The following is a 26,243-nucleotide window of genomic DNA, read 5'->3' as shown; positions in this document are numbered from 1 at the left end:
TACTGCCCGCACGCCGGGTCAGCGCACGGTCGTGCCTGTATCAGTTCCCGGAATTCGTTTTCTAATTCAACTCCTCACCACGCCGGTTCCTTGAATCCGTTATTGGGTCGACTGCTGGAAGGCGTCAGAAAATGCCTGGTTAATCGATTTGATCGAGCCGTTGGCAAAGATGAGCAGGTTGCCGTCGCCGTGAATGTCGGCCCGCTCCACGAACCACGGTTGCGTGCCGTATTGATAAGCCGCCCGCGCCTGCGTGCCGAACGGTGTAGGCAGATAATCCAGTCGCGGATAGGTCATGTAGTTGACCCCGAGGGCCGCCTGGACGGACGGACAGATCCAATTGATCTCCGTCAGTTTGTAAGGGCGCAATACGTTGACCCAGCCCATCGCGAAAGCGGGATCCCTGAGATTATCATTGGGAATTTGCGGCCACAGACCATCGTGATCCGTCAAGTAACTGGTCATGCCGACGTGCAAATTCAGCAGGTTGTTGATGCAAGATGCGCGACGCGCCTTGTCGCGAAGCGCGGAGTAGCTGGCGAAAACCATCGTCGCCAGAATGGAGATTACGACCAGGACCGTCAGTATCTCCAAAACCGTAAACCCGCATTCCCGAAGACGGAGCGATTTACTGCGCATTAAGCGACTTCGAAACTTCCTTTTCCAACCGCCGCTCGCGAGGTGGGTTTGCACGCCTTCTTTGGCCTGCGAGCGAAGAGCAGAGATGGCCTCGGACTAGGATCCGCTGCCGCCGCCGGTGAAGTTGAACGGAACCGTCGTCACGTTAGCCGGGACGTTGTTCTGCTTGATGCCGTCGATTGCGTAGGTGACCACCACATCGATGAGGGGTTCACCAGTAATCGTATTGACTCGGAAGAATGTTCCGATCTCCGCCGTGCCGGTGAGGCGCGCCGAATTGGTGGAACCCACTTCGCTCGAAGTGCTAGGGGTGGAGGAGCTCGACGAACTAGCGGCGCCGTTACCCGAACCAGCCGGCGCGGGCGTGAAAGCACCAGAACTACCCTGAATGACCTTGGCCTTAAAGGACCCCTGCGCGTTGATGTTGAACTGTTGCGTTCCGATCGTAACCGTGAAATTGCTCTCGCCGGCGATCAGGCCTTGAATCGTTCCCTTGTCCCCATCACCGATACCAGCGATCTGGCCGATGAAGGCGACGCCGTTAACGAAGACAATCGCGACGCCCGCCGAAATACCGGTTTCCGGCACCGACATGCTGAAGATGCCGATGGACGCAGGCTGCAGAGTAGCAGGCGTGGAAGTAGAACTCTGCGGAATCAACACGCCTCCGTAAGTCCCGATGATGGACGGATTGCCGTTGTGCAAAAACACAGGGCCGCCGCTCAGAGCCCAAGATTGCACTTGGAGAAAGACAAATGCGACGAGGAGGGAGAGAACTTTCTTCATGGTGGGCAGTGAAGCTCCGTGGAGGTACATCGTCAACACGTTTCTCAAAATATTTTCACGGAAAAACACGGGCCTTTCACAGAGGAAAAGACCGGTAGGAAATTTAGGCCGTTACAGTAGGCAAAACGCCTATGCCGGGCTTCGGCGGCCAGCCTGATTTTTCGCGTGACATTTCGCTTGGTCGGCGAGCCGGGAGCGGCTTCCATTATCGCCCGCCTGTGCAAGCTCCTTTCAGCCTCTTTCTCGCGCTCCGTTACCTCCGGCCCAAGCGCACTTTCGTCTCTGTCATTACCGTGATTTCCGTCCTCGGGGTCATCCTCGGGGTCATGGTGCTCATTGTCGTCATCTCCGTCATGACCGGCTTCGAGCGCACCTTGCAAAAGGCGATCCTCGGCTTCGAACCGCACCTGCGGGTGACCAATGGCGAGATCATGCGCAACTGGCGCGAGGTGATGGGGAAGATCGACAACGGCAAGATCCCCGGCCTCGTCGCGGTGGCCCCGTATGTCCAAGGTCCAGTCCTCGTCGAGCACGAGGGCCGCGTCAATCCGGCCATCCTTCGGGGCATCGATGTGGAGGCGGAGGAGAAGCTCATCGACTTGAAGAAATTCGTCATCGGTACGGTCGATATGCCACTCGATTCCGTGATCGTCGGCAAGGAGCTCGCCATGGATCTCGGCGCGAATATCGGTGACGAAATCACCATCTACGCCCCGGGCAATATTCACGGCATTCTCCAGGAGATCCAGCGCGAGAGCGATGACCCGAATGCCAAGCCGAAGACGCTCGCGGAGCTCAAGGGCGATGTCGTCTTCCCGGCACCGATGAAAATCGTGGGCCTCATCAATTCCGGCCGCAACAGCGTCGATTCCTCCACACTGCTCGTGCCGCTGACCAACGCCCAGGCGCTTTACGAGCTCAAGGACGGCGTGCACGGCCTCTCAGTGAACACGACGAATCCCTACGACGTGCGCACGACGAAACGTTTGATCGACCAGGCACTCGACGGGAAAGCGTTCACGACTTCGTGGTTCGATGAAAACCGCGAGCGCTTCGAGGCGATCGACATGGAGCGGCATGTCATGTTCATCATCCTTTTCTTCATCGTGCTCGTCGCCGCCTTCGGCATCATGAATACGCTCATCACCGTCACGGTGCAGAAGAAGCGCGAGATCGGCATCATGAAAGCACTCGGTGCGCGGACCTCGCAGATCGTGTGGGTGTTCCTGTGGCAGGGGATGTTTGTCGGCGCGCTCGGGACCGTGGGCGGTCTCGTCACCGGCATGACGGTTCTTTATTACCGCAATCCTTTCCGCGACTGGCTTTCGTCGACTTTGCACATTCAAGTCTTCCCGCCGGGGATCTATGAATTCGAGGGCATTCCGGCCGAGATCGTCCCGCACGATGTCGCCGTGATTTGCATCGGGGCTTTTCTACTCTGCTCGCTCGCCGCGCTGGCGCCGGCATATGCCGCCGCCCGCCTCGATCCGGTGAAGGCGCTGCGGGAAGATTGAGCGGGAAGCTCCTATAAGTCCTATACCTCCTATTCCTCCTATTTTCGGATGGGAGGTATAGGAAGAATAGGAAGTATAGGACCACCCCTCCCGTCCTCGAAAAGCAAAACGCCGCCCGGCATTTCCAGCCGGACGGCGTTTTCGGTTAAGCAGGCGAGCTCTTCGCGGAGTTCGCTGAAAGGTCACAGCGCGTCTCGTGGCCGCAGGGTCTCCCGGCATCCCCTAAAGGGCCCTGACACCGGGAAAATTTTGCGGCGGAAACGACGCCGGCGAATTACTTGGTCGGAACCGTAGCGATCGTCTGCAGAATGCGGCTGGCGATCTTGTACGGGTCGCCTTGGGAGTTCGGGCGGCGATCTTCGAGGTAGCCCTTGTAGTCGTTGTTCACGAAGCTGTGCGGGACGCGGACCGAAGCGCCGCGGTTGGCGATGCCGTAGTTGAACTTGTCGATCGACTGGGTCTCGTGGAGACCGGTCAGGCGCAGATGGTTGTCCGGGCCGTAGACCGCGATGTGCTCGTTCTTGTACTTGTCGAAGGCTTCCATGAGGGCTTCGAAGTAGGCCTTGCCGCCGACTTCGCGCATGTGCTTGGTCGAGAAGTTGGAGTGCATGCCGGAGCCGTTCCAGTCGACGTCCTTACCGAGCGGCTTGCAGTGCCAGTTCACGTCCACTTCGTACTTCTCGCAAAGGCGGAGCATGATGTAGCGGGCCATCCATACCTGATCGGCGGCCGTGCGCGAGCCCTTCCCGAAGATCTGGAATTCCCACTGGCCCTTGGCCACTTCGGCGTTGATGCCTTCGTGGTTGATGCCGGCCGCGAGGCACAGCTCGAGATGCGTGTCGACGATCTCGCGGGCGATGGCGCCCACGTTCTTATAGCCGACGCCGGTGTAGTATTCACCTTGGGGGGGCGGGAAGCCGCCACCCTGCGGGAAGCCGAGGGGCACGCCGTCCTGATAGAGGAAGTATTCCTGCTCGAAGCCGAACCAGGCGTCCGGATCGTCAAAAATGGTCGCGCGGCTGTTGCTCGGGTGCGGGGTCTTGCCATCCGGCATCATGACTTCGCACATGACGAGCGCAGCATTGGTCTTGGTGGCATCAGGAAAAACGGCGACGGGCTTGAGCATGCAATCCGAGTTGCGGCCCTCGGCCTGGCGGGTCGAGCTGCCGTCGAAGCCCCACATCGGGAGCTCTTCGAGTTTCGGGAACGCGTTAAATTCCTTGATCTGCGTCTTGCCGCGGAGGTTGGCAACGGGCTCGTAGCCATCGAGCCAAATGTATTCCAGTTTGTACTTCGCCATTATGGTTTTGTAGGTAGGTGGTTATTTTTGAGCGGGGTGCACCGATTTGACCGCCGCAATGGTGGTTGTGGCCCTAAAAGCCCTGAATTGAGGTGCTGCGGGGATTTAGCAAAACCAATGCCACATGCAAATACCGAAAGCGCGAACAGGCAGTGCTTTGCTCCATTTTAACAGAGACTGCCCCGCGCAAACCTTCGCTTCGGTACTTGCTCCGTCTCTGAAGCAAAGCATCTTGCCTCTGTGCACCAAGTCAAAGACACCCTCCGCGCCACGGTCCGCATCGGCTACGACGGCCGGGTCCATAAAACTTTTCGTGGCCCTAAAGCCGAGGAGCGCTACGCCACCGAGGTGCGCGTTTTGCGCCACTTGGAAGCGCGCCACTGTCCATTTGTGCCCACTTTACTCGAAGAATATCCGGACCAATTGCGCATCGTGACTACGAACTGCGGACAACGTGTTGAACATCTCGACCCGGAACGCATGCGGGAACTCTACAAGGAACTCGAGCTGTATGGCGTGCGTCATGACGACGCCGAGATGCGCAACGTGACCTACCGCAGTTCGGATGGCCGTTTCTGTCTCATCGACTTCGAGTTTGCCACCATCCTCCCCGACCCGGATAAATCCGCCGATGGATTCCTCTCATAAGTCGCTCACGCCGTTTCGTCTCCGCTGGTCCGGCGTGACCGACCGCGGCAAGGTCCGCAAGAACAATGAGGATTCCTTCGTAGCCATCCAGTTTGACGCCCAGGAGCTGCGTTACTTGGGCAAAGTGGGGGAGGACACCGAGGAACACAACGACTTCGTCTTCGCGGTGAGCGACGGCATGGGGGGCGCAATGGCCGGGGAATTCGCCAGCCGAATCACGGTGGACAAGATCGCCCACCTGTTGCCCCGGTCCTATCGCCTGGGTGTTGCAGGGCTGGGATCCGGCTTTGCGGACGTGCTGGAAGTTCTTTTCGACGAAGTGCACAAGGCTCTTACCTATCTCGGCAGCAGCTACGAGGAGTGCCGCGGCATGGGCGCCACGCTCAGCCTCGCCTGGTTCGTTCCCGGCTGGATGTTCTTCGGCCACATCGGCGACAGCCGCATCTACTACCTCTCTGCTCGCGAAGGCACGTTGCGCCGCATCACTCACGACGACACTTACGTCGACTGGCTCTTCCGCAAAGGGGAACTCAACGAACGCGAAGCGCGCACGCACCCGCGCCGCAACGTCCTTCAAAAAGCTTTGGGCGCGGGCAATCAATTCGTCGACCCACAAGTCGGCGCCGTGACCTGCGAACCCGGCGACATTTTCCTGCTCTGCACGGATGGTGTAGTCGAAGGCCTCTACGACCACGCCCTCGCCGACATGCTTCGTCGCCCGGAGGGCGCGGCTGCGGCCGCGTGGAATCCTGCGCGGGACTTGGTCACGACTTCCGTGCAGAATGCTGGACGGGACAATACGACGGCGGTGGTGGTGGAGGTGCTTTAAGAAAGGATGAAGGCGGAAGGATGAAGAAGAATGTTATTTGCTTGCGGACATCGAAGTTCACAACCCGCGAAGCGCACTTCTCTTCATCCCTCATCCCTCATCCTTCCGCCTTCTCTGCTCATCCCAGCTTCTGCAGTTCAGTCCGCACGAGTGTGATGAGCGAGCGGATCATCTCCGCATCAAATCGAAACTGACAGCCCGCCGCCGCAAACAACTCCGGCAACGGCCGTGAGCCGCCCAGCGCCAGCGCCGCTTTGTAATCGGCCAACGCTTCCGCGGGATCTTCCTTCGAATTCGCCCACACCTGCAGCGCGCCGAGCTGCGCGATGCCGTACTCGATGTAGTAAAACGGCACGACGAAAATGTGCAGTTGTCGCTGCCAAAGATAGCTGCGCGCTTCCTCGTGTCCGCTCCAGTCCACATCGCCACCGAAACGGACGACCAACGCATCCCAGGCGCTGGCCCGTTCCGCCCGCGTGTGACCCAGATGCGTGTAGAGCCAGTGCTGAAACGCATCGATCGTCGCCACCCAGCAGAGCGTGGCCACGATACCTTCAAGATGCGAACGCCGCGCCCGGATAACCTCCGGCTCCGCATAAAACTCCTCGAGGAATTGCCCACCCAACAGCTCCATGCTCATCGACGCGACTTCGCAAAATTCGATGGGCGGACTCTGCCGGTAGGGCAGTAAATCCTCCTCGCGCGCGGCGAGCGCATGAAAGGCATGCCCCGCCTCGTGCAACAACACCTCGACATCGCGCTGCTGTCCCACCGCGTTCATGAAAATGAACGGCAAACGCGCCTCAGCGAGCGTCTGCTGATATCCGCCTGGCGCCTTGCCTTTGCGATTGTCGAGATCGAGCAGATGCAGGTCATTCATCTGCCGCATCCCGCCGGCCAGCTCCGTGTCAAGCCGATCGAAAATCCGCTGCGTACCCGCGACCATCTGCGCGACTTCCTCGAAGGGCTTGAGCGGCGGACGCCCCAGCGGATCGCACGCCGTGTCCCACGGACACAGCTTCTCGATACCGATCTGCTCGCGACGTCGCGCCTGCAATTCCCGTAGCAACGGAACGACTTCGCTGGCCACCGCATCGTGATAGCTCACGCAATCTTCCGGCGTGTAATCGAACCGGCCCAACTTGCGAAACGCGTAGTCGCGGTAATTGGCAAACCCGGCATTCGCCGCCATCTGCGCGCGCAGCCTGGCCAGTCCTTCGAACTGCTCGTCAAAGCGATCCCGCTCCTGCAGGCGGCGATACGTCACGAGCTTCCAAACTTCCTCGCGCAATGCCCGATCGGGATCCTCGAGCAGCTTGCCCATTTGGGTGAGCGTCTTTTCCTCGCCGCGGAATTGCACCGTCAGCGCGCCGCTGAGTTTCAAATACTGCTGCCCGAGCTTGGTATCCTCGGTCTCCAGCGGCACGTTCTGCTCGCGAAAGATCTCCACCCGGTTGCGCACATCGCGCAGGAAAACTTCGTAGCGCAAATCCGGCAATTGCTCGCAGAGCGGATGACCGGCGAGCAATTTCTCCAGCCGGAATTGCCGCGGCTTCACCTGCGGCTCGATATGCTCGACGAAATGCAAATACGCCTTCTCCGCCTCGGCATCGTCGGTATGGCAGGTCATGGCGATGTAGCGGCGGCTCCCCGTCTCGTCCAACGCCGCGCTCAACTCGCACCAATCGAGCAACCAGCCTTCCAGCTCCGCCACCGTGGCGCACTTCGCCCCCGCCGCCTCGAGCTGATCAAACAACGGTTCCACCCTGGCCCAATCTCCGAGATCAATCTCCGCCGGCACAAACCGGCGCGCCTTGGCCGCCGGCAAATCGTGAAAAGGTAACGCGCTCATGGTCGGGAAACGTAAATAGTAATGAGTGATCAGTAATCAGTTCGGAATACTCCAACTGGTCACTGAATACTGATTACTTTTTACTGATTACTTCTCCCTCAGAGCGCCTTCTCGCCGGTCTCCTCGGTCCGGATGCGCGTGGCGCTCTCGACGCTGAAGGTAAAAACCTTCCCGTCACCGATCTTGCCGGTCTTCGCCGCAGCCACGATCGTCGCCACGGCTTTTTCCGCGATCTCGTCGCCGAGCACGATTTCCAGCTTCACCTTCGGCAGAAAATCGACCGTGTACTCCGAGCCGCGATAAATCTCCGTGTGCCCCTTCTGCCGGCCGAAGCCTTTCACCTCGGTGACGGTCATGCCTTCCACGCCGAGATCGGCCAGGGCATCTTTGACTTCCTCGAGTTTGAACGGCTTGATGATGGCTTCGATCTTTTTCATGCAGAAATGGGTGTTGGATAAGGAGTTCGTGGCGCTGGAGCCTGTGGTGAGAATGGCTAGGTGCAAACTGCAACGCCCGTGCCACCGTGCCCGTAACCAGAGGTTACAGAGAGAACACAGCCATTGCACGTCAAATTCGTGCGCACAACCCGGCATGGATGCTTCGCGAGCTGGGCATATTTGCGCAGGCGCTATTCTAGCGTAACCGAAGCGTCGGAGTCCGTGACCTTTGCACTCTCCCAGGACCCGCCTCAGGCAGCTGAACAGTCTCCGCATTTTCTTTGCTACGATTCGCCCGGCGCGACGCATGTCCTTCCCCAGTCGGCGATTGCCCAGAAAGCCCGAAACCATCCGGCCAACCTTGGGTTTATTGGCCCACGTCCGCCGAAATGTCAGGACCTTGCATTTACGTCTATTCTTTTTACTCTGCCGCCCCGCCATGCGCACCCCCTTCCGTTCACCGACCTCGATTCTCGTCTCGACTATCGCTCTTCTACTCCTGCCTTGCGCCACCTTTAGCGCAGACCAGGAAAACTCCAATGGCAAACAGCCCGACAAGGATTCCAAATCCAGCGACACAACCGGTTACACCGGGCCGAAGCGCGCGGGCGGTGGGCCGACGAATCCGGAAATCCATTTCCCGCTGCCGCCGCCCAAGCCGCTGACGCCGCAGGAGGAGCTCAAGACCTTCAAGCTGCCGCCCGGCTTCCATGCGGAACTGGTGGCCAGCGAACCGATGATCGAGACGCCGATCGCCATTTCCTGGGACGACCAGGCGCGCATGTATGTGGTGGAGATGCGCGGTTACATGCATGATGTGGATGGCACGGGGGAAGATCAGCCGACCTGCCGCATCAGCCGCCTGGAGAGCACGAAGGGCGATGGCGTTTACGACAAGAAGACGGTCTTCGTCGATAACCTGCTGCTGCCGCGCGCAGTCATGGCGCTGGGCGATGGCGCGCTGGTCAATGAGCCGCCGAATCTCACCTGGTATCACGACACCAAGGGCACGGGTGTGGCGGACAAACAGGATCTCGTCACCGATCACTTCGCCACCAAGGGCGGCCAGCCGGAGCACATGGCAAACAGCCCCACGTGGATGATGGACAACTGGATCACTTCCGCCGGCTACACCTTCCGTTTCCGGCTGCAGCCGGGCGGCCAGTTTTTGAAACAGGAAGACGTGCCCTTCGGCCAGTGGGGCCTGACGCAGGATGACTGGGGCCGCGAATTCACCAACTCGAACAGCGACCTCCTCCGCGCAAATTTCCTGCCGACGAGCTATTACCTGCGCAACAATCACCTCACCAACCGCACCGCTCTCGGCGTGCAGGTGATGAAGGACCAGACGACGTGGCCGAGCGTGCCGACTCCCGGCGTGAACCGTGGCTACATCGAGGACACGACGAAGGACGGCAAGTTGGTGAAAGGGACGCTACGGCCGAATGGCACGCTGCAAAGGCGTGACCGCGACCTGCGGGCCGGGCGTGTATCGCGCGCATCTTTTCCCGAAGGAATACTACGGCAACGTCTTCATCCCTGAACCGGCCGGCAATCTCATCAAGCGCGTGACGCTCAGCGAGAAGGACGGCGAAATCACGGCGGCGAATGCTTACGAGGGCAAGGAGTTCATGACCTCGACCGACGAACGGTTCCGCCCGGTGAATGCCTACACCGGCCCGGATGGCGCGCTCTACATCGTGGACATTGCCCGCGGCGTGATTCAGCACCGGGGTTTCCTCACGTATTACCTCGTGAAGAACATCCAGGATCGCAAGCTGGAGACGCCCTTCACGCTCGGCCGCATCTACCGCATCGTGCCGGATGGCGCAAAGCCGAAGCTCACCCGGTTGCCGAAGGAAACGGAGCGGATTCCGGCGATGCTCACCAGCGACAACGGCTGGGTGCGCGACACCGCGCAACGCGTGCTCGTGGAGCGCAACGACCCGAAGGTGGTCCCGGACCTGCAAAAGCTCGCCGCGACGAATGCCTCGCCGCAGACCCGCGTGCAAGCGCTCTGGACGCTCGAGGGCATGAATGCGCTCACGCCCGCGGTCATCACCACCGCCTTGCACGACAAGGTGGACAAGGTCCGCGCCGCTGCCGTGCGCATGTCTGATCCGGCGACGACGCTGCCCGAGCTGGCGAAGCTAACCAATGATCCGAGCGCGGAAGTGCGCCTGCACCTCGCTTTCAAACTGAGCGGCGATGCGGAGCCCGCGGCCGGCAAGGCGCTGCTCACCCTGCTGGAAAATGGCGGCCCCATTTTCGGCGAAGCCGCCGCCAGCGGCTTGAGTGGACATGAGATCGATTATCTCGACACCCTGTTGAAGCTGCCGCCCACGGAAGACGCCAAGCTGGCAAAGAGCGATGTCCTCTCGACGCTGGCCGGTTGCGTGATGAAGGAACGCAACGCCGCACATGTCGGGCAACTGCTCGATCTCATCGGAGCCCAACCCGCCGGTGGTGCGCGCCAGGTGGCGATGCTCAATGGCATGGCCGGCAAGGCGCCCGGCAAGAAATCCAAGGGCCCAACTTATTTCCGTCCGCTCAAATTGGCCTCGGCGCCCGCGGCCATGGCCACCCTGCAGGCCAGCAAGGATGGGAAGATCAAGGCGCTCGTCGCCCGCATCGACCCGCAAATCGTGTGGTCCGGCAAGCCGGGCTGGGTCGAGCCGGTGGTGAAGCCGCTCACCGCGTCCGAACAGGCCCTTTACGAAGAGGGTAAGACGATCTACTCCAGCATCTGCATCGCGTGCCACCAGCCGACCGGCCAGGGTATGGCGGGTCTCGCGCCGCCGCTCGTCGATTCCGAATGGGTGCTCGGCGATCCGGACAAGATCATCCGCATCGTGACCGAAGGCCTCAGTGGCCCGATCGATGTGAAAGGCAACAAGTGGCAGCTCGAAATGCCCGGCCTGCCTATTTTCAACGACGAACAAGTCGCCGGGATCCTGACCTACATCCGCCGGGAATGGGAGCACACCGCCAACCCCGTCTCGCCGAGTTTCGTCACCGCGGTGCGCGCCGCGATCAAGGATCACACCAAGCCGTGGAGCGTGGATGAACTGCGCAAGCCGGTGGACGTGAAGAAGGCGGCCGCGAAGTAAGGAAAATCAAAGCGGCGGTCCATGACCGCTGACCGAAAAGGGAGCCATAGTCATCCTATGGCTCCCTTTTTTGTTTCCCTGAAGATGGCGCTCGCAAGCTCGCTTACCCCCCCGGCTACGGTTCCTGCAGCCCTCCGGGCTGGCAAACGGCGTCCGCTAAACGGATCCGCGGCCGATGCCAATCCACCAATAGAAAGGCGGTGCGCCGCCTCTTCATTTTATCTGAAAAATGAGCCGAAACCCGTGCTAAGTTCGGCCGTTTCCACCGATACTTTAGCGAATGCCATCCGCTCCCGCGAGCCCAGAACAAACCGCCTTGGTGCAAAGCCTTTTCGTGCAGCACCTTCCGGCACTGCGCGGGTTTGTGCTTTCGCTGGTCAGCGACTTCAGTCTGGTGGATGACATCGTGCAGGAAACTTTCCTCGTCATCACGGCCAAGGCCGCCACTTTTCAGCGGGGCACCAATTTCCGCGCCTGGGCGTGGACGATTGCCCGTTACAAGGTGCTCCAGACCTTGGAAAAGCACGCGCCGGTGCCGGATCGGCTCGCGCCCGAGGTGCTCGAAGCCCTCGCCGCCCACGGAACCGCCGAGACGTGGTATTCGGACGAACAACTTCAACATCTCGCCAAGTGCATGGAAGGCCTGGCCCCCAAGGCCCGCGAAGCGGTCGAACTTCGCTATCAGCAGGCCCATCGTCCGCCGGAGATCGCCACGCGACTCGGCTGGACCGTGGAATCCGTGCATGTCGCCCTGTCGCGCGCCCGGGTTTTCTTGCGCGATTGCGTGACGCAACGCATGCTCGCCGCCAATTCCTGAAGCCATGAGCGACGAACGCACCCAGCTTCTTTTGCAGCGCTATTTCGACCAGATGCTCACGGCCGAAGAGCGCGCCGAGCTTTCGAACATGCTGCTCGCCTCGCCGCGGGCGCGCGAAGATTTTTGGGAGCTGGCCCGCTGGAACGCCTTGATCCGCCAATGGGGCGAAGCCGAGTGGGGCCGTCGCGATGCCGAGGCCGAGGGCCTGGTCCTGCGTCCTTTGCCCGCGGCTCCCCAGCCGAAGAAGGAAAAGGAAAAGGCGCGCAAGGTCATTCCGTTCCCGCGGCCGAATTGGAAGATCGGCGTAGCTGCCCTGGCGGCTGCGGCGGTCATCGCGCTCTTCGTGGCGGTGCCGTCGTTGTTGCCGTGGAATCAGCGCGTTCAGCAGATGAGCGTGGCGGTGCTCACCCATTCGGCGGATGCCGTGTGGGCGGATAGCGGCCTCGGCCGGCAGCGCGGCGAAAGTCTCACCCCAGGGTGGCTGCATTTGAAATCCGGCGCGGTGCAAATCGAATTCTCCCGCGGCGCTCGCGTGATCCTCGAGGGGCCGGCGGAACTCCAACTGCTCACCGACAATTCGGCCTTCCTCGGCAGCGGCAAGTTGCGTGCTCAGGTGCCGGAACCAGCGCATGGGTTTTCGGTGAAGACGTCGAAGTTTGCCGTGGTGGACTACGGCACGGAATTTGGCTGCAGCCTGCCGATCGGCGGTTCGCCGGAAGTGCACGTTTTCAATGGCCTCGTCGGCTTGCAGAACGCGCAATCGGCGGAGCGCAAGTTGCATCAAAATCAGGCGGTGCAGATCGTTCACGACCAGGTGCATGACATTCCGGCGCGGCGCGATCAGTTCTTGAGCGACGAAGAATTGGCCCAACGCGAACGCGCCAGTGTGCAAGGCCGTCTCGCGGCGTGGCATGCGGCCAGCCAGGCGTTGAGCGAGCACCCGGCGGCGTTGGTGCATCTCGATTTCGAAGGGGATCGCGGCTGGTCGCGCACGGTGCCAAATCGGGCATGGCGGGCGATTCCGGGTTCGCCGGCGAATATGGTCGGCTGTCAATATGCCGAAGGGCGCTGGCCGGGGAAGAGCGCGGTCGAGTTCAGCCGCGCGGAGGATCGGCTTCGCTTGAATTTGCCGGGTGGCTTTGAATCCATGACGCTGATCGCCTGGGTGCGCGTCGACTCGCTGCCGGATCGGCCGCAGTCGCTCATCATGGGCGACGGCCTGGGCACGGGCGATGTGCAATGGTACATCGGTCGTTGGGGTGAACTGGGGTTCGGCGTTCACATCGGCAAAGCCGGAGATCCCACTGGCTGGCGTTATCATCACAGCGACACGCTGTTCACGCCGGATATGCTGGGTGCGTGGGTGTGCATCGCAAGCGCCTACGACAGCACCACGGATACGGTGACCAATTACTTCAATGGCCAACCGGTGAGCTCGGAAAAGCTCGGCGTGCGTGCACTCCTCCAACTCGAGACTTTCGAAATCGGCAACTGGGCGCTTCGCGACGGTGAGCAATGGCGCGCCGGCGTAGTGCCGCGCAGCGCCAAGGACAGTGCCCGCAACCTCCAGGGCCGTATCGATGAAGTGGCCATTCTCTCCGCCCCGCTCAACGCAGATGACATTCTTCACATCTACGAAACCGGCCGGAATGACCAGGCGGTCACGGCGACGCTGGTGAAGAACTTCCAGAAGTAAAGCGGCCGAGGGAAGGCAAGCAGACGGGCGGCAAGACACGGAGAGACACGCTCCTGCGCGTAATGGGCGATCGGAGAGCTCCGGGGAGCGCACTCGTCTCGAGTGCTGGCGAAGGCGTCCTCGCCTTCGCGAACTTTTAAAACTTCCACTCTTCTCTTGTGCCCTATCTCGGAAGAATGCGCATGACAACAAGAGCAGCGTCGCAACCACGCCCGTGCTCTCCAACTTGACTAACCACCCCCAACTCTCTTCGTTGAATGCCATGCTTCTCCCACGCCGTTCTCTCCTGACTTTCCTTCTCACCGGGTCACTGCTTTGCACGGCGATGTACGGCGCCGAGAGCACGGGCGGCAAGACCGTTCACCTGCTCACCGTGGGCAACAGCTTCTCCCACAACGCGACGCATTACCTCGGCGACCTGGCCCGTGCGTCGGGTGATACCTTGGTGCTGCACGAGGACAATGTCGGCGGCGCGAGCATGGAACTGCACTGGGGCAAGGCGGAAGCGGCGGATGCCCATCCGGGTGACAAGGCTGGCGTCTATACCGGAAGCAAGAGCTTGAAGGATGATCTCGCCGGCGGCCATTGGGATTTCGTGACGATTCAGCAGGCGAGCATCAAGAGCCACGACATCAAGACGTATCGTCCCTTCGCCAAAGAGCTCAGCGATTACATCAAAAAGTACGCGCCCGACACGACGCTGCTCATTCACGAGACATGGGAATATCGGGTCGATGATCCGCGCTTTTCGCAAAAGGCACCGGCGCCGGGTGAACCAAAATCGCAGGATGAGATGTATCAGGGTCTCTCCAGCGCTTACTCGACCATCTCCAAGGAACTCGGTCTGCAGCGGCTGCCCGTGGGCGACGCCTTTCACATTGCGAACCATGATTCGAAGTGGGAGTACCACGCCCCGCAACCGCCCTTCGACGCGAAGAGCGCCGCTTCCGGCACACTGCCAGACCAGACCCACTCGCTCAACGTCGGTTGGAGTTGGAAGAAGCAACCGGACGGCACCACGAAGCTGACGATGGACGGACATCACGCCTCCATGGCGGGAGAATATCTCGGCGCGTGCGTGTGGTATGAAGTGATGTTCGGCAAGGACGTGGAGAAGAACACATTCGTGCCGCAGGGTCTGGATCCCGAGTATGCGAAGTTCCTCCGCGAGACCGCCCATCGCGCGGTGCAGGAAGCGAAGTAGGCGCCAAGAAAGAGCGTGACGTGCGGCGAAAGCCGCTTTCTTTAGCGGCGCCGTCCCGGCTGATCCTTATACACAGGTCTCCGCAATAGGGAGACGCCGCGACGAATGGTGTTGCTGGGAGCGGCGACTTTTTAGTCGCCGACCGAAAAGACCTCGGCGCGAAGCGCCGTCGCTGAAGGGCACCGCTCCGCGGCGCAGGGTCCTTTCTGGAAAGTCGCCCCTCCCAGTGCCGCAGCCGCGCCTCTCATTGGTCCAGGAACGCAAACGTCGAAGTGGACGCCTCACTGGGAGCGGCGATTTCCCGATAGTCTGTCATTCGTGACATGACGGGTGGGTCGAGATAGAGCGCGGAAGTGGAACTTCCGGGGAGCGCGCTCGTCTCGAGTGCTGGCGAAGGCGTCCCCGCCTTCGCGGACTTTTTTACAGCGCTCCCTGTGGTCGTCCGCCCCTCGGACTCCAGAAATTGTAAAAGTTCGTTTCGGCGAGACGCCGAAACCAGCACTTGGGACGAGTGCGCTCCCCGGAATTTTGCCTCCGCGCCTCTCTCAGCAATTAGCACTCCATGCGGATTCAGCACGAGACGCTGTCCAAGAACACAGGCGGCGGAACCACGCGTGGCATGGAGATGACAGCGCTTTTCTCCAGGTCCGATACGGCCAACACCGCCAAACAAAAACGCCCCGCAGCACGGAGCTGCGGGGCGCTTGGTGAGGCGTTTACCCGGTTCGCCGGAGCGAGCCGAGAGAAATGCTTTGGTTAGTTGACGTAGGACGCTTCGTTCGAGAGCAGCAACGCGTGCGCGAAGGTCTCCCAACCGGTGAGCGGCTTGCGCTCGACGATGTCACCCTTGTTCTGGATGGCCGTCATGCCGTTGTCATTCATGGTGCCCAAACGCTTGGCGCGGTCTTCGGCCTTCTTCTCGGCCTTCTCCGTCATGTCCTTGGCTTCAGCAACGACTTTGTCCTGCTGACCAAGTTCCTTCTGGAGGAACGCGTAGGCGATGGGGAACTCCTCCGTCTTCGGAGTGCGTCCCAGGATGATGCGGTAGATGTTGATGATGCGGTCGTTGTTCGACGAGACGTGCGAGACACCCGGCTGCGCCAGGATGCTGCGGGCCACATCGATGACGAACGGGCTGTTCATGAGGAACAGGGCCTGTTGCGGCACCACCGTGGTGGTCCGCTTCGAGTTCGGCGCCAGCGGGTTGCTGAAGTCGAAGCTCGCCATCAGTTCCGGAATATCACCGCGATCCACATAGCCGTAGATGCTGCGACGATGGCTGTACGGTTCGTCGGTGAGATTCACCGGCTGGCCGCCAACCGCCGCGTCGAGCTTGTTGGCCATGACGAGGAGCGAGTCACGCGTCTCCTCGAAATCGAGACGGCGCACGTTGGCCCGCCAGAGGAGGCGGTTCTCCGGATCGATCGAGGTGTAATCCGAACCCTGCAGGATGTGGCTGTCCTCCTGGTAAACCTTGGAGAGCATGATCAAGCGGTGGAGCTTCTTCACCGACCAGCCCTGCTCCATGAAGTAGGAGGAGAGGTAGTCGAGCAGTTCCGGATGCGTCGGCTTCTCGGACATGGTACCGAGATCGTCCGGAGTGCGGACGAAGCCTTCACCGAAGTGGTGCATCCACACACGATTGACCATCACACGAGCGGTGAGCGGATTGTTCTTGCTGGCGGTGTCTTGAGCGAGCTCGAGACGACCGCTGCCATGCTTGAACGCCGTCGGGTGACCACCGGAGAGAATCTCCAGGAAGTGACGCGGGACGATGTCGCCCTTGTTTTCAGACAAGCCGCGGATGAACACCGGCGAATTCACCGGCGTGGGCTTGTCTTCCACGACCATCGCACGGGCATCGGCGCCGTTGTCGGTCATGGTGAGCGCGTTGATCTTGTTGAAGGACCAGCCGCGGTTACGCAGGCCAAGCGGGAAAGTCGTATCGACTTCCTTGCGGAGCGCTTCCGTGTCCAGGTTCGCAGCGGGCAGCATGCGCAGCGGGAACGACATGAGTTCCGCCTGCGCGGTATCCGCCGTGATCGTCGGTGAGCCGTCCTTCGCCGAAGCGAGTTCCTTCTCGTATTGGCCGGCCTTGGCTTCGACGCCACCGAAGAGCTTCGCGTAAACCGGAACGATCTCGTCGATCGTCGACGGGTTCATGCCCTTGAAGGCGGTCGCCACGAGCGGGTTGATCTTCTGCCAGTTGACCGAAGACCATGAGCCCCGCTGGAAGGCCGTAAGCGGGCCGAAGACCGACTGATCGCGATTGAGGCGATTCAGCGAGCGGGTGACTTCGACTTCGAGCTTGGAGGCCGCACGCAGGTCGGCGCCCTTCTTCTGGTCTTCCGCGCTGGCGGTCGTCCGGGTCAGGTACCACACCTTGAGATAGGTGGCGGCGTCTTTACGGAAGGAGGCGTTCGTCTGTGAAGCGAGCTTGTAGTAATTATCGAGGTTCGCCTGCTCGAGAGCGCCCAGCTTCTGCTGGAACTCCGCGGCAGCCGCCTTGCCCGCCTGCGAAATCACCGGCTTCTCCTTGGGTTCTTCGGTGCTGGCGAAGACACCATGGAGCGCATAGTAATCCTTGGTCGGGATCGGGTCGAACATGTGATCGTGGCAACGCGCGCACGCCACCGTCATGGCCAGGAAGGCCTTCGAGTAGGTGTCGATGCGATCGTCGATGAGATCGTTGATGTTGCCACCGCGCTTGCCGACGGTGAGGAAGCCCAGGGCCGCGAGGTCGCGCTGGTCTTTCAGGTCGGTGAGCTTGTCGGCCGCGAGCTGCTCGATGATGAAGCGATCGTACGGCTTGTCGTCATTGAACGCGCGCACGACGTAGTCGCGGTAGGTCCAGGCATAGGGGAAACGATACTCGGTGTTCCGATTGTTCACGCGGTCACCCGTCGTGTCGGAATAACGAGCCGAATCCAGCCAGAAGCGGCCCCAGCGTTCGCCGTAATGCGGCGAAGCCAGCAGACGCTGCACGACCTTGTCAAAGGCCACCTCGAGCGGCGCGGGATCAGCGGTGAATTCCTTGATCTCGTCGAGTGTCGGCGGCAGACCGATGAGGTCGTAGGTCGCACGGCGGAGCAGGGTTTCACGATCCGCCGGCGGCGCCGGGATCATGTTCTTCTCTTCCAGCTTTTGCAGGATGAAGGCGTCGACCGGGGTATAGCACCAGGCACGGTTTTTCACCGCCGGAACCGCCGGCTTCACGACCGGCTGATAAGCCCAGTGTTGGCGGGCCTTGTCGGTCAAGCCGGAGAGCTTGCCCTTGACCGCCACACGGGTATCCGCCGCGCCGGTCTTCACCCATGTGGTGAGGTCGGCGATTTCCTTATCCGAGAGCTTCTCGCCCTTCGGAGGCATCTGCAAGTCCTTGTCCTTGTAAGAGATAGCAGTGAGCAGGAGGCTCTTTTCGGTATCCCCAGGGACCACTGCCGGGCCGGTGTCGCCGCCCTTCAGGGAAGCTTCGCGAGAGTCGAGCAGCAGGCCGCCCTTGCTCTTGCCGGCTTCGGCGCTGTGGCACTTGTAGCACTTATCCGTGAGGATCGGCTTGATCTTCTTATCGAAGAAATCCTTCTGCTCAGGCGTGAAATCCTCCGCGGCCGAGGCCGTCGCCAGAGCGGCGATCGCCCCGGTGAGGATGTAGGCTGTTACGCGCATAGTCATGCGATTACAGGGTGGGTTTAGGCAATGATGTCTTTGACGACGTTGCCGAAGTTGTCGGTGAAGCGGAAGTCGCGACCGTTGTAGCGATAGGTGAGCTTGGTGTGGTCGAAGCCCATGAGCTGCATGATCGTGGCGTGCAGATCGTGGATGTGCACCTTGTTCTCCACGGCGCGCGAGCCGAACTCGTCGGTCGCACCGTAGGCCGTGCCGCCCTTGACGCCGCCACCCGCCATCCACGCCACCATGGCGCGGCCGTTGTGGTCGCGGCCCGGTTGGGCATTGCCGTTGCGGTCACGGGTGACCGTGCGGCCGAATTCACCGCCCCAGAGGACGAGCGTGCTGTCGAGCAGGCCCTTCTGCTTGAGATCCTTGATGAGCGCCGCGGCAGGTCCGTCGATTTCGCCGGCCTTTTGCTTGAGGACGACGGCGAGATTGCCGTGGTGATCCCAGCTACCGAGGTCGATCTGCACGAAGCGGACACCGCGCTCCACGAGGCGGCGGGCGACGAGTAATTTGGCGCCGACTTCCGTGCGGCCGTAGGCATCGCGGGTGGCGTCGGACTCCTTGGAGATGTCGAAAGCGTCGGTCGCTTCGGTCTGCATCTTGAACGCCATTTCGAACGACTCGATACGCGCTTCGAGCTGCGCGTCCTTCTGGAGCTTCGCGGCATGCAGGGCATTGAGCTGCTTGACGAGATCGAGCTCGCGGCGCTGGCGGTCCATCGGCGTGAACTGGTTCTTGATGTTCATGATGACCTCATCGAGGTCCATCTTGCTGTTGTAGTTCACGTTGCAGCCTTGATAGACGCCCGGGAGGAACGACGCCTGGCGCCATTCCGGAGAGCCGCCCATGGTGATGAAGCCAGGCATGTTCTGGTTCTCGGTGCCGAGACCATAGACCAGCCAGGAACCCATCGAGGGCTTCGGCAACTGGAGCGAACCGGTGTGCATGAAGCGCTGGGCGACTTCGTGCGCCGGGATGTCGGTCCAGAGCGAGCGGATGACCGCCATTTCGTCGATCACCGTGGAGAGTTCCGGAAACACCGAGCTCGTCTCCACGCCGGACTTGCCGCTCTTCTTGAACTCGAAGGGCGAACCGAAGGCCAGACCGTCATGACCCGGAATGGTCTTGTCCGTGTACTTCGTCAGTTCAGGCTTCGGGTCCCAAGTATCGACCTGCGACGGACCACCGGAAGCAAAAAGGTGAATGACCGCCTTGGCCTTGACTGGGAATTGCGGCTGCTTCGGGGCGAGCGGGCCGGTCGGAATGCCAGCCGTGCCCAGCGGAGCGCCGACGGCGTCACCGACGTTGAGGCCAAACATGCCAGCGAGGCTCAGGGCGCCCATGCCCATGCCCGTCCGCATCAGGAAATCCCGGCGGGTAAAAATCAGGTGATCGGCATTGATGGAATGCTCGCGGAGGAACTTGTCCGTCTTCGTATGGTCTGTCACTGGGGTCATGGCTTGGGGATGGTTGAGGTTTGCTCGGTGGAGGTTGGTGAAATGGATCGGTGTATGATCGAGTTAATATCGTCGCCCCTAATGAGGACTTAGCAAACCGATTTAAACAATCTGCTCAGGAGCCAAAAATCAGGGTAAACGTGGATTTTTCGGAAGCCGTAACCGGCTACGGGTGAACACGGAGATGCAGCAAAAGGGGTACCGCTGAAAGGGGGAAGAAGAGGACGCGACGTTTATTTTCATTTCGCGTTGATTGCCAATAACTTATGCGGTATTTCGCGGACGTCAAACGGGAAGGGGCCGGCGGGAATGCAGGAAAAGAGGGTGGGATTTTGAGAGAAGCAGCCGTTTGGCTGCGGCCCGGCCGCTCTGCGTCCTCAGTGTTTCCAATTTAAACCCGTTTTTAACCTCAGAACATCGTCCCCTCCAACAGAAGCGAGCCGGCGTTTTGTCGATGACACCTCGCGTTTGTTGGGTATGGTAAGCAAGCGATGCCTGCGCCGACCCCATCCGCCTTGTCCGCCCAATCTCAAGAGTTGGAAATCAAGAACATTCTCTTGGTGGACGACGACGAAGATTTGGCCAATACCCTGAAGCTCCTTCTGGAGACCCACAATTATATCGTCACCACCGCCGCCAACGGCGTCGACGCCCTGCGCGAGGTCATGGCGTTCGATTTCGATGTCATCATCTGCGACATGATGATGCCCAAGATGGCCGGTGACATGTTTTACCTGGCCGTCCAGAAGGTGAAACCACATCTGAATTCGCGTTTCCTTTTCGTGACCGGCTACGCCGACAACCCCAAGGTGGATACCTTCCTGAAGGGGGTCGACACCCAGGTCATTTTCAAGCCGGTGTTGACCGAGGAATTGGTGCGGAGCATCGGCATGGTCCTGAAGCGCAACGAAGAAGCAGCCAGGGGGGTGTAAGCCCACGGAGGCCGCGCTGCGGTGCGGTCCCATCCAGCAGGCGGAGGCGACAGATTAAAGTATCGGAATGCGCAGGAGCGCGTCCCTCCGTTGCTCCGCCCTCGACAGCGCACGCGTTTGCCGCTGTCATTTCCCCGAAAGAAAACCCCGGATGTCCCAGGTCGAATTCAAAATCGTTTGCATCGATGTTACGGCGGCGGAGGTGGATGTCCTCGCGCTGAAATACGCGCAGGGATTTCACGGCGCGGATTCCAAGGTGGCGGAGAATATTCCGGAGATCGCTCGCGGGTTCCGGCTCAGCCCGGGCACGCACGCAACCTTTCCCGGAGACGCTTCCTTTGGACCACAGCACATTCTCTTTCTCGGTGTCGAGCAGTTGTGGAAGTTTGATTACAGCCGCATCCGCCAATTCGGCCGCGACGCCGTGCGCATCGCCGCGCAAACTTTTCCCAAGGCCAGGATTCTCGGGATGACCATCCATGGCGTGGGCTATGGGCTGGATGAACAGGAAGCGTTTCGCGCGCAATTGGCTGGCGCCTTCGAGACGATCGAGGCGGAGCAGACGGGCCAGCTCGAGCAAATCTGGATCGTGGAGCGCAATCGCGATCGCGCGGAGCGGCTCAAGGCGATCCTGAGCAAGGTCGTGCCGCCACCTCCTCCGGCGCTGATGAAAGCGGCGCGTGCGCGTTCGATCAAGATATCCGAGAGTATCGATGCCGGGCTCGCCTCGCAGAAGAAGAAGCATGTCTTTGTCGCCATGCCCTTCAGCGAGGAGATGGAGGATGTGTTTGAATTTGGCGTCAAAGGCCCGGTCAACGCCGCGGGCCTGCTCTGCGAACGCGTGGACATGGCGGTCTTCACCGGCGACATCCTCGAGCGCATCAAGGAACGCATCGAGAGCGCCTCCCTGGTGATCGCGGATCTCACCGGGAGCAATCCGAATGTGTATCTCGAAGTCGGCTACGCGTGGGGCTGCCGACGGCCGACACTGCTCATCGCGCGGGGACACGACGATCTCAAATTCGACGTCCGCTCGCATCGCTGCATCTCGTATTCGAGCATCCGGGATTTGCGGGAACAGCTGCGCGCGGAGCTGCCGCATTTGACGGAGAAGGAGTGAGGATCCGCTGCGTTCTTACACTCGCGGCACGATCGAAAACTATTTTCGCGCCGCGCGCCAAAAACCCATCTACGCGTTTCCGCGCGATTCCCGTCCGCCGCCGCACGCGCAGCCTCGCGACGCAATATCTCACGCATGAAGCAGTTGCCCTTTGCCTGATACGTCCCGCCACGCAGATGCGCTGAAAACCGCACGCGCAAGCGCCGGAAAAACGCGCGGCAAACGCGCCATTCGCGACCCGTTTCTGGCCCGATTCTCGCTTAGTTTTGAAAGCGCAAATTCTCTCCGCCATGTACGCCTTTGACGAACTCTGCGACGAGCCAGACTCCTCCTTCTGCTATCTCCTTGGCGTGTTGAAACGCACGCCCAAGGAATCGAAACTGCGACCCGGACTTTTGAGCAGCGAATTCGAATGGATCCAGAACGTGGAGGACCAGGCGGAGAGCGTGAAGGACACGCAAAAATGCAGCCCGCTGCTGCGCAGTTTCGTCAAGCCTTCCGCGCCGCTCACGATCACGCCGGGATGGTCGCCCTTTCCGCTCGCGTTTTCGGTGCTGCCCAATTGCATCCGGCATGGCCGCGAAGAAGGGGAGTATCACAATTCCGCCTTCGCCATCTGGCAGCCGGAACTCAAGCCCGTGGGCAAGAGCAAGCTGGTGGATGAAGACGGCCACGTGCGCACCACTTTCGCGCGGCACGTCTCGGAGCAGGACCTCGAATTTGAGAACATCCACGCCCGCCATTTCTTTTGGCTGCTGGAGATGACCGTGCTGCGCGCGCAGGAAGCGAAGAAGCCGGTCATCCTCATCGGCATCCCGGGCTTTTCCTACGGCACGGCCATCACCCACGAAATGCCGGCCGACGCGCGGCTGCGTCTCTTGCAAGCCGGCTATCTCTTCCCCTCGCGCGTCCCGCAAATGGCGCATGAGCCGGTGCCGGAGTGTTAGGGTAGTCGCTACAACGCCTTCGCGTAAAGCTGGCTATTCTCCGTGAGGTCCTTGACCACCGTGCAGAGGTAAACCGGGTGCGGATGAATGTCTCGGTACTTGGTGATCTCGGATTTGTTCAGCACCTTGAACCCGTAGCGCTCGAACATCTTTTCCCCGCGGCGATCTTCGAAGACGACCATCTGGCCGAAGACGCGCTTTTCGCCGTGCTCGTAGAGGTATTTCAAATACGCATCCGTGATCGCACGCGAGGTGGCGAGATTGCGCGCGTCGGTGAGGAGATTGATGTGAAAGTGCGCGGTGCGGCGCGGGGCGGCGGGCACTTCCTTCCACGCGGTGCGCAGGATCCATTGCACGAATTTCTTCGAGGCGTCGTTGTAATTCGCGTAGCGCACGATGCCGCGGAGGAAGAGGCTGATGTTCTGGTAAAACGCGTAGCACTGCTGGCGGAAGGGGAAGCGTGAGCCGAGCAGGTAGCCGCGGATTTCGCCGTTCACGAGCAGGACGAAGGAGGACTCGGGCTCCCAGTCGGTGTAGTAGGCGGTGAGGTAATCGGCGAAGAGCTCGCGGTCCTCGAAGACGGGGTCGATGGGGTTGCCGAGAAAGCCGGTCTCGCAGCAGAGCTCGCGCACGCGGGCCCGGTCGGAGGGCTGAAATTTCCGGATTTCGAATTGTTTTCCTTCGGTCATGAGCGAGGCGTAGTCTTGGACAACTTCGCGGTGGAGGTCAAACCTGCGTGTAACTTCCCACTCGGGAATGGCTGCGCAGCCAGGCATTTTCGCTTCCGGCGCATCGCTTCGATCACGCTCTAAAGGGAACGCTGCAACCACGCGAAAAGACCGGCCACCACTCGCATCAAAAGCTCCTCTGGCGGTACACACCGGCTCGTTTTGTCCAGACAAAAATACGTACAAACCAGTACTCAAACGGGCATTCAAAAGTTTGCATATTTTAAGTGACATTACAAAGAGGGCCTCCGTAGCATCACGGGCGTTATGAGTGCTCCAGCCTTTACACAAGTGCCTGGCGGTTGCGGTGAGTTGGAATACAAACACGTACTCCTCGTAGATGACAATCAGCTGCTCGCCTCGCGTATTCGTTCCACGCTTAAATTCCTCGTGAAATCTCACGAGTTCGTTGTAACCACGGTAGCCAATGGCGCAGACGCCATCCGTGCTATCATGGCCTTTGATTTCGACCTGATCATTTGCGACATGACCATGCCGTTCATGGCCGGGGACATGTTTTACCTCGCAGTGCAGCGGGTGAAGCCACAGATGGTTCCCCGGTTGTTGTTCGTCACTGACCCGGAAGCGACGGAGATCAACACCTACATCCAGAGTATCAAAGGCCAGATCGTGTATAAACCCGTCGAAGCCGACGAACTGGAGCGGGCCATCAGGATCTTGCTGGCGCGCCGCAAGCGGCCGCCGGGGAGCCTTGACATCGACCTCGACAGGTGGCGGGACATTCCCTGTCTCACCGACCGGATTGCCGATGAGGACGACGTGCGAGCGGGGCGGGCGATATTTTGCATCCGGCCGCTCGATAATCTCAGCGTCAGCTACGAAGAGATCGGTCTGCCGCACTGCGCGATCTTTACGGACGAATGCGAGCAGCACTTCCCCGTTGTGATCGTCCAATCTGAGCGCAGCGGGCACTTCCATTACGTGGGATTTCGCTTCCTGGAGCGGGGTAACGGCATCGGATACCGTTCCGAACTCGAGCTGCTCGACGAGCCCAACGAGCTTTTCTACGGCTCGCGCGAGCCGGAACTCGCAGGTGCAAACTTGGGCTTATGCCTCTGCGACACGGTGCAAATCCTGCCTGCTCCTTACGACGAGAGAATCTCGCACGCGAGGGAAGAGCTTGCAGGCTGAAGTCGAGCACTCGCGCGCTCGATCCAGGCAAATGCTGGACTGGGCAAACCGCGACCGTCGCGAGTTAAGCGCCTGGTCGTAGTCGCGCTTTCCGTCAGGAGCGCGGGGCGTAGTTTCGCACGACCTCCCCGTAAAGGGAGAACATGCGGACGAAAATCTGCGTCCAGGAGTATTGCGCGGCCACGCGGCGGCTGGCCCGGGCGCCGGTTTTCGAGAGATCCTCGCAGCTCATCTGCTCGATCGCCGTGGCCAGCGCGGCTGGAGAATTTTCACGCGCCCACAGCGTCTGGTCGCTGTGGATGATGCGGTCCATGTAGCTGCCGCGAATCCCGATGACCGGCGTCCCGCAAGCCTGTGCCTCGAGGGTGACGAGACCGAAGGTTTCCTGCACGCCGGGATGCACGAAGAGATCGGCGCCGCGATAGAGCGTGGCGAGGCGCGGTGCTTCGGCGCAGTAGTCGAGCCAGGTGACGGCGCTCGTGTCGTGTTGCAGCGCGAGCAATTCGGCCCGCTGCAGCCCATCGCCCACGACGAAGAGATGGAACCGTTGCGGGTGGCGCGCGGTGAGTTCGCGGAAGGCGGCGAAGAGGGTCTGGGTGTTTTTTTCCTGCGCCAGCCGGCCGACGTAGAGGAGCAGGGTGCGGTCGCGCGGGATGCCAAATTCCGCGCGGACGTCCTCGTCCGGAAACGCCTTCGGATGGAAGACCGCGGTGTGCACGCCGAGATCGGTGTGGGCGAGATTGCGCACACCCCACGAGGCGAGCAAATCGCCCAACGCCGGCGAAGGAACGAGCGTGCGCTCGAAGCGGTTGTAGAGATTGCGGATGTAACGCCGGGAAAAGTCCATGAACATCTCGGTCACCAGCGGGCCGCAATATTTCCGTGCCGTGCGAACGTAAGCCTCGGGGAAGTGCGAATGATAGAAGCCGACGACGGGGATGCGGAGTGCGGTGCCGGAGTACACCGCTTTCCACGCAACCTGGTAGGGGTCGCCGCTTTCGATGAGGTCCGGACACTCGCGCATGAGGATCGCCTCGACGGCTTCGAGCCGCAGCAGGACGCGGTAACGCGAGGTGCGCGAGATGAGCGGAGACTTGACGGTGTAGACGCGCGCGCGGTCGCTGGCGATCACTTCATCGCGCTCGCCGGGGATAATGAGGACGTGCTCGTCGCGCTCGGTCTGCTCGCGGATGTAGCGGACCTTTTCGGAGACGTACCGTTTCACGCCGCCGCTGACCGGGGAGTAAAATTGCGTGAGGTCGCAGATTTTCACGCGAGAGGGAGGCGGGGGAAAACATCCAACATCCAACGTCCAACACCCACCATCCAATGGCGCAAGCGCGTGGCCAGGGACTGGGGGTGACGGGGGGCGTGGCGGGCTTTCGGACGGGGCGGAAAGG

Annotated in this window: 21 protein-coding genes and 1 pseudogene; 12 read left to right on the top strand and 10 right to left on the bottom strand. The window is 60.7% G+C overall.

Annotated elements, in window-relative coordinates; translation table 11 throughout:
• Positions 1–99: 99 nt before the first annotated feature.
• From CFE428DRAFT_RS24965 to CFE428DRAFT_RS24960, 3 genes and pseudogenes are all read right to left on the bottom strand, one after another.
• On the bottom strand, positions 100–549 hold the full coding sequence (locus CFE428DRAFT_RS24965; RefSeq protein WP_042725757.1) for a DUF1559 domain-containing protein: 450 nt from the start codon (positions 547–549) through the stop codon (positions 100–102).
• Positions 550–639 (bottom strand): annotated as a pseudogene (locus tag CFE428DRAFT_RS41330) (type II secretion system protein); the annotation flags it as partial.
• A gap of 96 nt (positions 640–735) precedes the next feature.
• Positions 736–1,425 (bottom strand): hypothetical protein, encoded by a 690-nt coding sequence (locus CFE428DRAFT_RS24960; protein WP_131989603.1) that lies wholly within the window; start codon positions 1,423–1,425, stop codon positions 736–738.
• Between the two features lie 218 nt (positions 1,426–1,643).
• On the opposite strand from CFE428DRAFT_RS24960, the gene CFE428DRAFT_RS24955 reads away from it, so the two are divergent.
• A complete protein-coding gene (locus CFE428DRAFT_RS24955) occupies positions 1,644–2,939 on the top strand; it encodes an FtsX-like permease family protein (protein WP_042725766.1) in 1,296 nt (431 codons plus the stop codon).
• Positions 2,940–3,213: 274 nt separating this feature from the next.
• Here CFE428DRAFT_RS24955 and CFE428DRAFT_RS24950 read toward each other — a convergent pair whose 3' ends face one another.
• A complete protein-coding gene (locus CFE428DRAFT_RS24950; protein ID WP_006982457.1) occupies positions 3,214–4,239 on the bottom strand; it encodes a glutamine synthetase beta-grasp domain-containing protein in 1,026 nt (341 codons plus the stop codon).
• A gap of 240 nt (positions 4,240–4,479) precedes the next feature.
• On the opposite strand from CFE428DRAFT_RS24950, the gene CFE428DRAFT_RS24945 reads away from it, so the two are divergent.
• Both CFE428DRAFT_RS24945 and CFE428DRAFT_RS24940 read left to right on the top strand, forming a co-directional pair.
• The gene (locus CFE428DRAFT_RS24945; protein ID WP_006982456.1) at positions 4,480–4,887 is read left to right on the top strand and encodes a BUD32 family EKC/KEOPS complex subunit; all 408 of its coding nucleotides are present in this window, start codon (positions 4,480–4,482) and stop codon (positions 4,885–4,887) included.
• A complete protein-coding gene (locus CFE428DRAFT_RS24940; protein ID WP_006982455.1) occupies positions 4,871–5,716 on the top strand; it encodes a PP2C family protein-serine/threonine phosphatase in 846 nt (281 codons plus the stop codon). The genes CFE428DRAFT_RS24945 and CFE428DRAFT_RS24940 overlap by 17 nt, the downstream gene beginning before the upstream one ends.
• Positions 5,717–5,834: 118 nt before the next feature.
• Here CFE428DRAFT_RS24940 and CFE428DRAFT_RS24935 read toward each other — a convergent pair whose 3' ends face one another.
• The gene (locus CFE428DRAFT_RS24935) at positions 5,835–7,568 is read right to left on the bottom strand and encodes a M3 family oligoendopeptidase (protein ID WP_006982454.1); all 1,734 of its coding nucleotides are present in this window, start codon (positions 7,566–7,568) and stop codon (positions 5,835–5,837) included.
• Positions 7,569–7,666: 98 nt separating this feature from the next.
• On the bottom strand, positions 7,667–8,005 hold the full coding sequence (locus tag CFE428DRAFT_RS24930; protein WP_042725755.1) for a P-II family nitrogen regulator: 339 nt from the start codon (positions 8,003–8,005) through the stop codon (positions 7,667–7,669).
• Positions 8,006–8,444: 439 nt separating this feature from the next.
• Here CFE428DRAFT_RS24930 and CFE428DRAFT_RS34445 point away from each other — a divergent pair, with 439 nt between their 5' ends.
• From CFE428DRAFT_RS34445 to CFE428DRAFT_RS24910, 5 genes are all read left to right on the top strand, one after another.
• Positions 8,445–9,548 carry a DUF7133 domain-containing protein gene (locus tag CFE428DRAFT_RS34445; RefSeq protein ID WP_006982452.1) on the top strand — a complete coding sequence of 368 codons (1,104 nt, stop codon included), beginning with the start codon at positions 8,445–8,447 and terminating at the stop codon, positions 9,546–9,548.
• Positions 9,451–11,115, top strand: a complete 1,665-nt coding sequence (locus CFE428DRAFT_RS24925) for a DUF7133 domain-containing protein (RefSeq protein WP_049975749.1) — start codon at positions 9,451–9,453, stop codon at positions 11,113–11,115. The genes CFE428DRAFT_RS34445 and CFE428DRAFT_RS24925 overlap by 98 nt, the downstream gene beginning before the upstream one ends.
• A gap of 280 nt (positions 11,116–11,395) precedes the next feature.
• Positions 11,396–11,932 carry a sigma-70 family RNA polymerase sigma factor gene (locus CFE428DRAFT_RS24920; RefSeq protein WP_006982450.1) on the top strand — a complete coding sequence of 179 codons (537 nt, stop codon included), beginning with the start codon at positions 11,396–11,398 and terminating at the stop codon, positions 11,930–11,932.
• 4 nt (positions 11,933–11,936) lie between these two features.
• Positions 11,937–13,628, top strand: coding sequence for a LamG-like jellyroll fold domain-containing protein (locus CFE428DRAFT_RS24915; RefSeq protein WP_006982449.1), 1,692 nt, complete (start codon positions 11,937–11,939; stop codon positions 13,626–13,628).
• A 262-nt stretch (positions 13,629–13,890) separates the two neighbouring features.
• The gene (locus CFE428DRAFT_RS24910; RefSeq protein ID WP_042725765.1) at positions 13,891–14,832 is read left to right on the top strand and encodes a DUF4886 domain-containing protein; all 942 of its coding nucleotides are present in this window, start codon (positions 13,891–13,893) and stop codon (positions 14,830–14,832) included.
• A 756-nt stretch (positions 14,833–15,588) separates the two neighbouring features.
• Here CFE428DRAFT_RS24910 and CFE428DRAFT_RS24900 read toward each other — a convergent pair.
• A complete protein-coding gene (locus CFE428DRAFT_RS24900; protein WP_006982447.1) occupies positions 15,589–18,504 on the bottom strand; it encodes a PSD1 and planctomycete cytochrome C domain-containing protein in 2,916 nt (971 codons plus the stop codon).
• 17 nt (positions 18,505–18,521) lie between these two features.
• Positions 18,522–19,964, bottom strand: coding sequence for a DUF1501 domain-containing protein (locus CFE428DRAFT_RS24895; RefSeq protein WP_006982446.1), 1,443 nt, complete (start codon positions 19,962–19,964; stop codon positions 18,522–18,524).
• 515 nt (positions 19,965–20,479) lie between these two features.
• Between CFE428DRAFT_RS24895 and CFE428DRAFT_RS24890 the strand changes: the two genes are divergently transcribed.
• From CFE428DRAFT_RS24890 to CFE428DRAFT_RS24880, 3 genes are all read left to right on the top strand, one after another.
• A complete protein-coding gene (locus CFE428DRAFT_RS24890) occupies positions 20,480–20,896 on the top strand; it encodes a response regulator (RefSeq protein WP_157447625.1) in 417 nt (138 codons plus the stop codon).
• A gap of 151 nt (positions 20,897–21,047) precedes the next feature.
• Positions 21,048–22,016, top strand: coding sequence for a hypothetical protein (locus CFE428DRAFT_RS24885; protein ID WP_006982444.1), 969 nt, complete (start codon positions 21,048–21,050; stop codon positions 22,014–22,016).
• A 266-nt stretch (positions 22,017–22,282) separates the two neighbouring features.
• Positions 22,283–22,963 (top strand): hypothetical protein, encoded by a 681-nt coding sequence (locus CFE428DRAFT_RS24880; protein ID WP_042725752.1) that lies wholly within the window; start codon positions 22,283–22,285, stop codon positions 22,961–22,963.
• 8 nt (positions 22,964–22,971) lie between these two features.
• Here the strand turns inward: CFE428DRAFT_RS24880 and CFE428DRAFT_RS24875 are convergent, their stop codons facing one another.
• Positions 22,972–23,652, bottom strand: coding sequence for a hypothetical protein (locus CFE428DRAFT_RS24875; protein WP_006982442.1), 681 nt, complete (start codon positions 23,650–23,652; stop codon positions 22,972–22,974).
• Between the two features lie 306 nt (positions 23,653–23,958).
• On the opposite strand from CFE428DRAFT_RS24875, the gene CFE428DRAFT_RS34440 reads away from it, so the two are divergent.
• Positions 23,959–24,843, top strand: coding sequence for a response regulator (locus tag CFE428DRAFT_RS34440; RefSeq protein ID WP_006982441.1), 885 nt, complete (start codon positions 23,959–23,961; stop codon positions 24,841–24,843).
• A 94-nt stretch (positions 24,844–24,937) separates the two neighbouring features.
• Here CFE428DRAFT_RS34440 and CFE428DRAFT_RS24865 read toward each other — a convergent pair whose 3' ends face one another.
• Positions 24,938–26,116 (bottom strand): glycosyltransferase, encoded by a 1,179-nt coding sequence (locus CFE428DRAFT_RS24865; RefSeq protein WP_006982440.1) that lies wholly within the window; start codon positions 26,114–26,116, stop codon positions 24,938–24,940.
• Positions 26,117–26,243: the final 127 nt, after the last annotated feature.

Source organism: Chthoniobacter flavus Ellin428 (assembly GCF_000173075.1).
Taxonomy (GTDB): Bacteria; Verrucomicrobiota; Verrucomicrobiia; order Chthoniobacterales; family Chthoniobacteraceae; genus Chthoniobacter; species Chthoniobacter flavus.
Note: the sequence above shows the minus strand (reverse complement) of the source record. Positions and strands in the feature narration are given on the sequence as shown.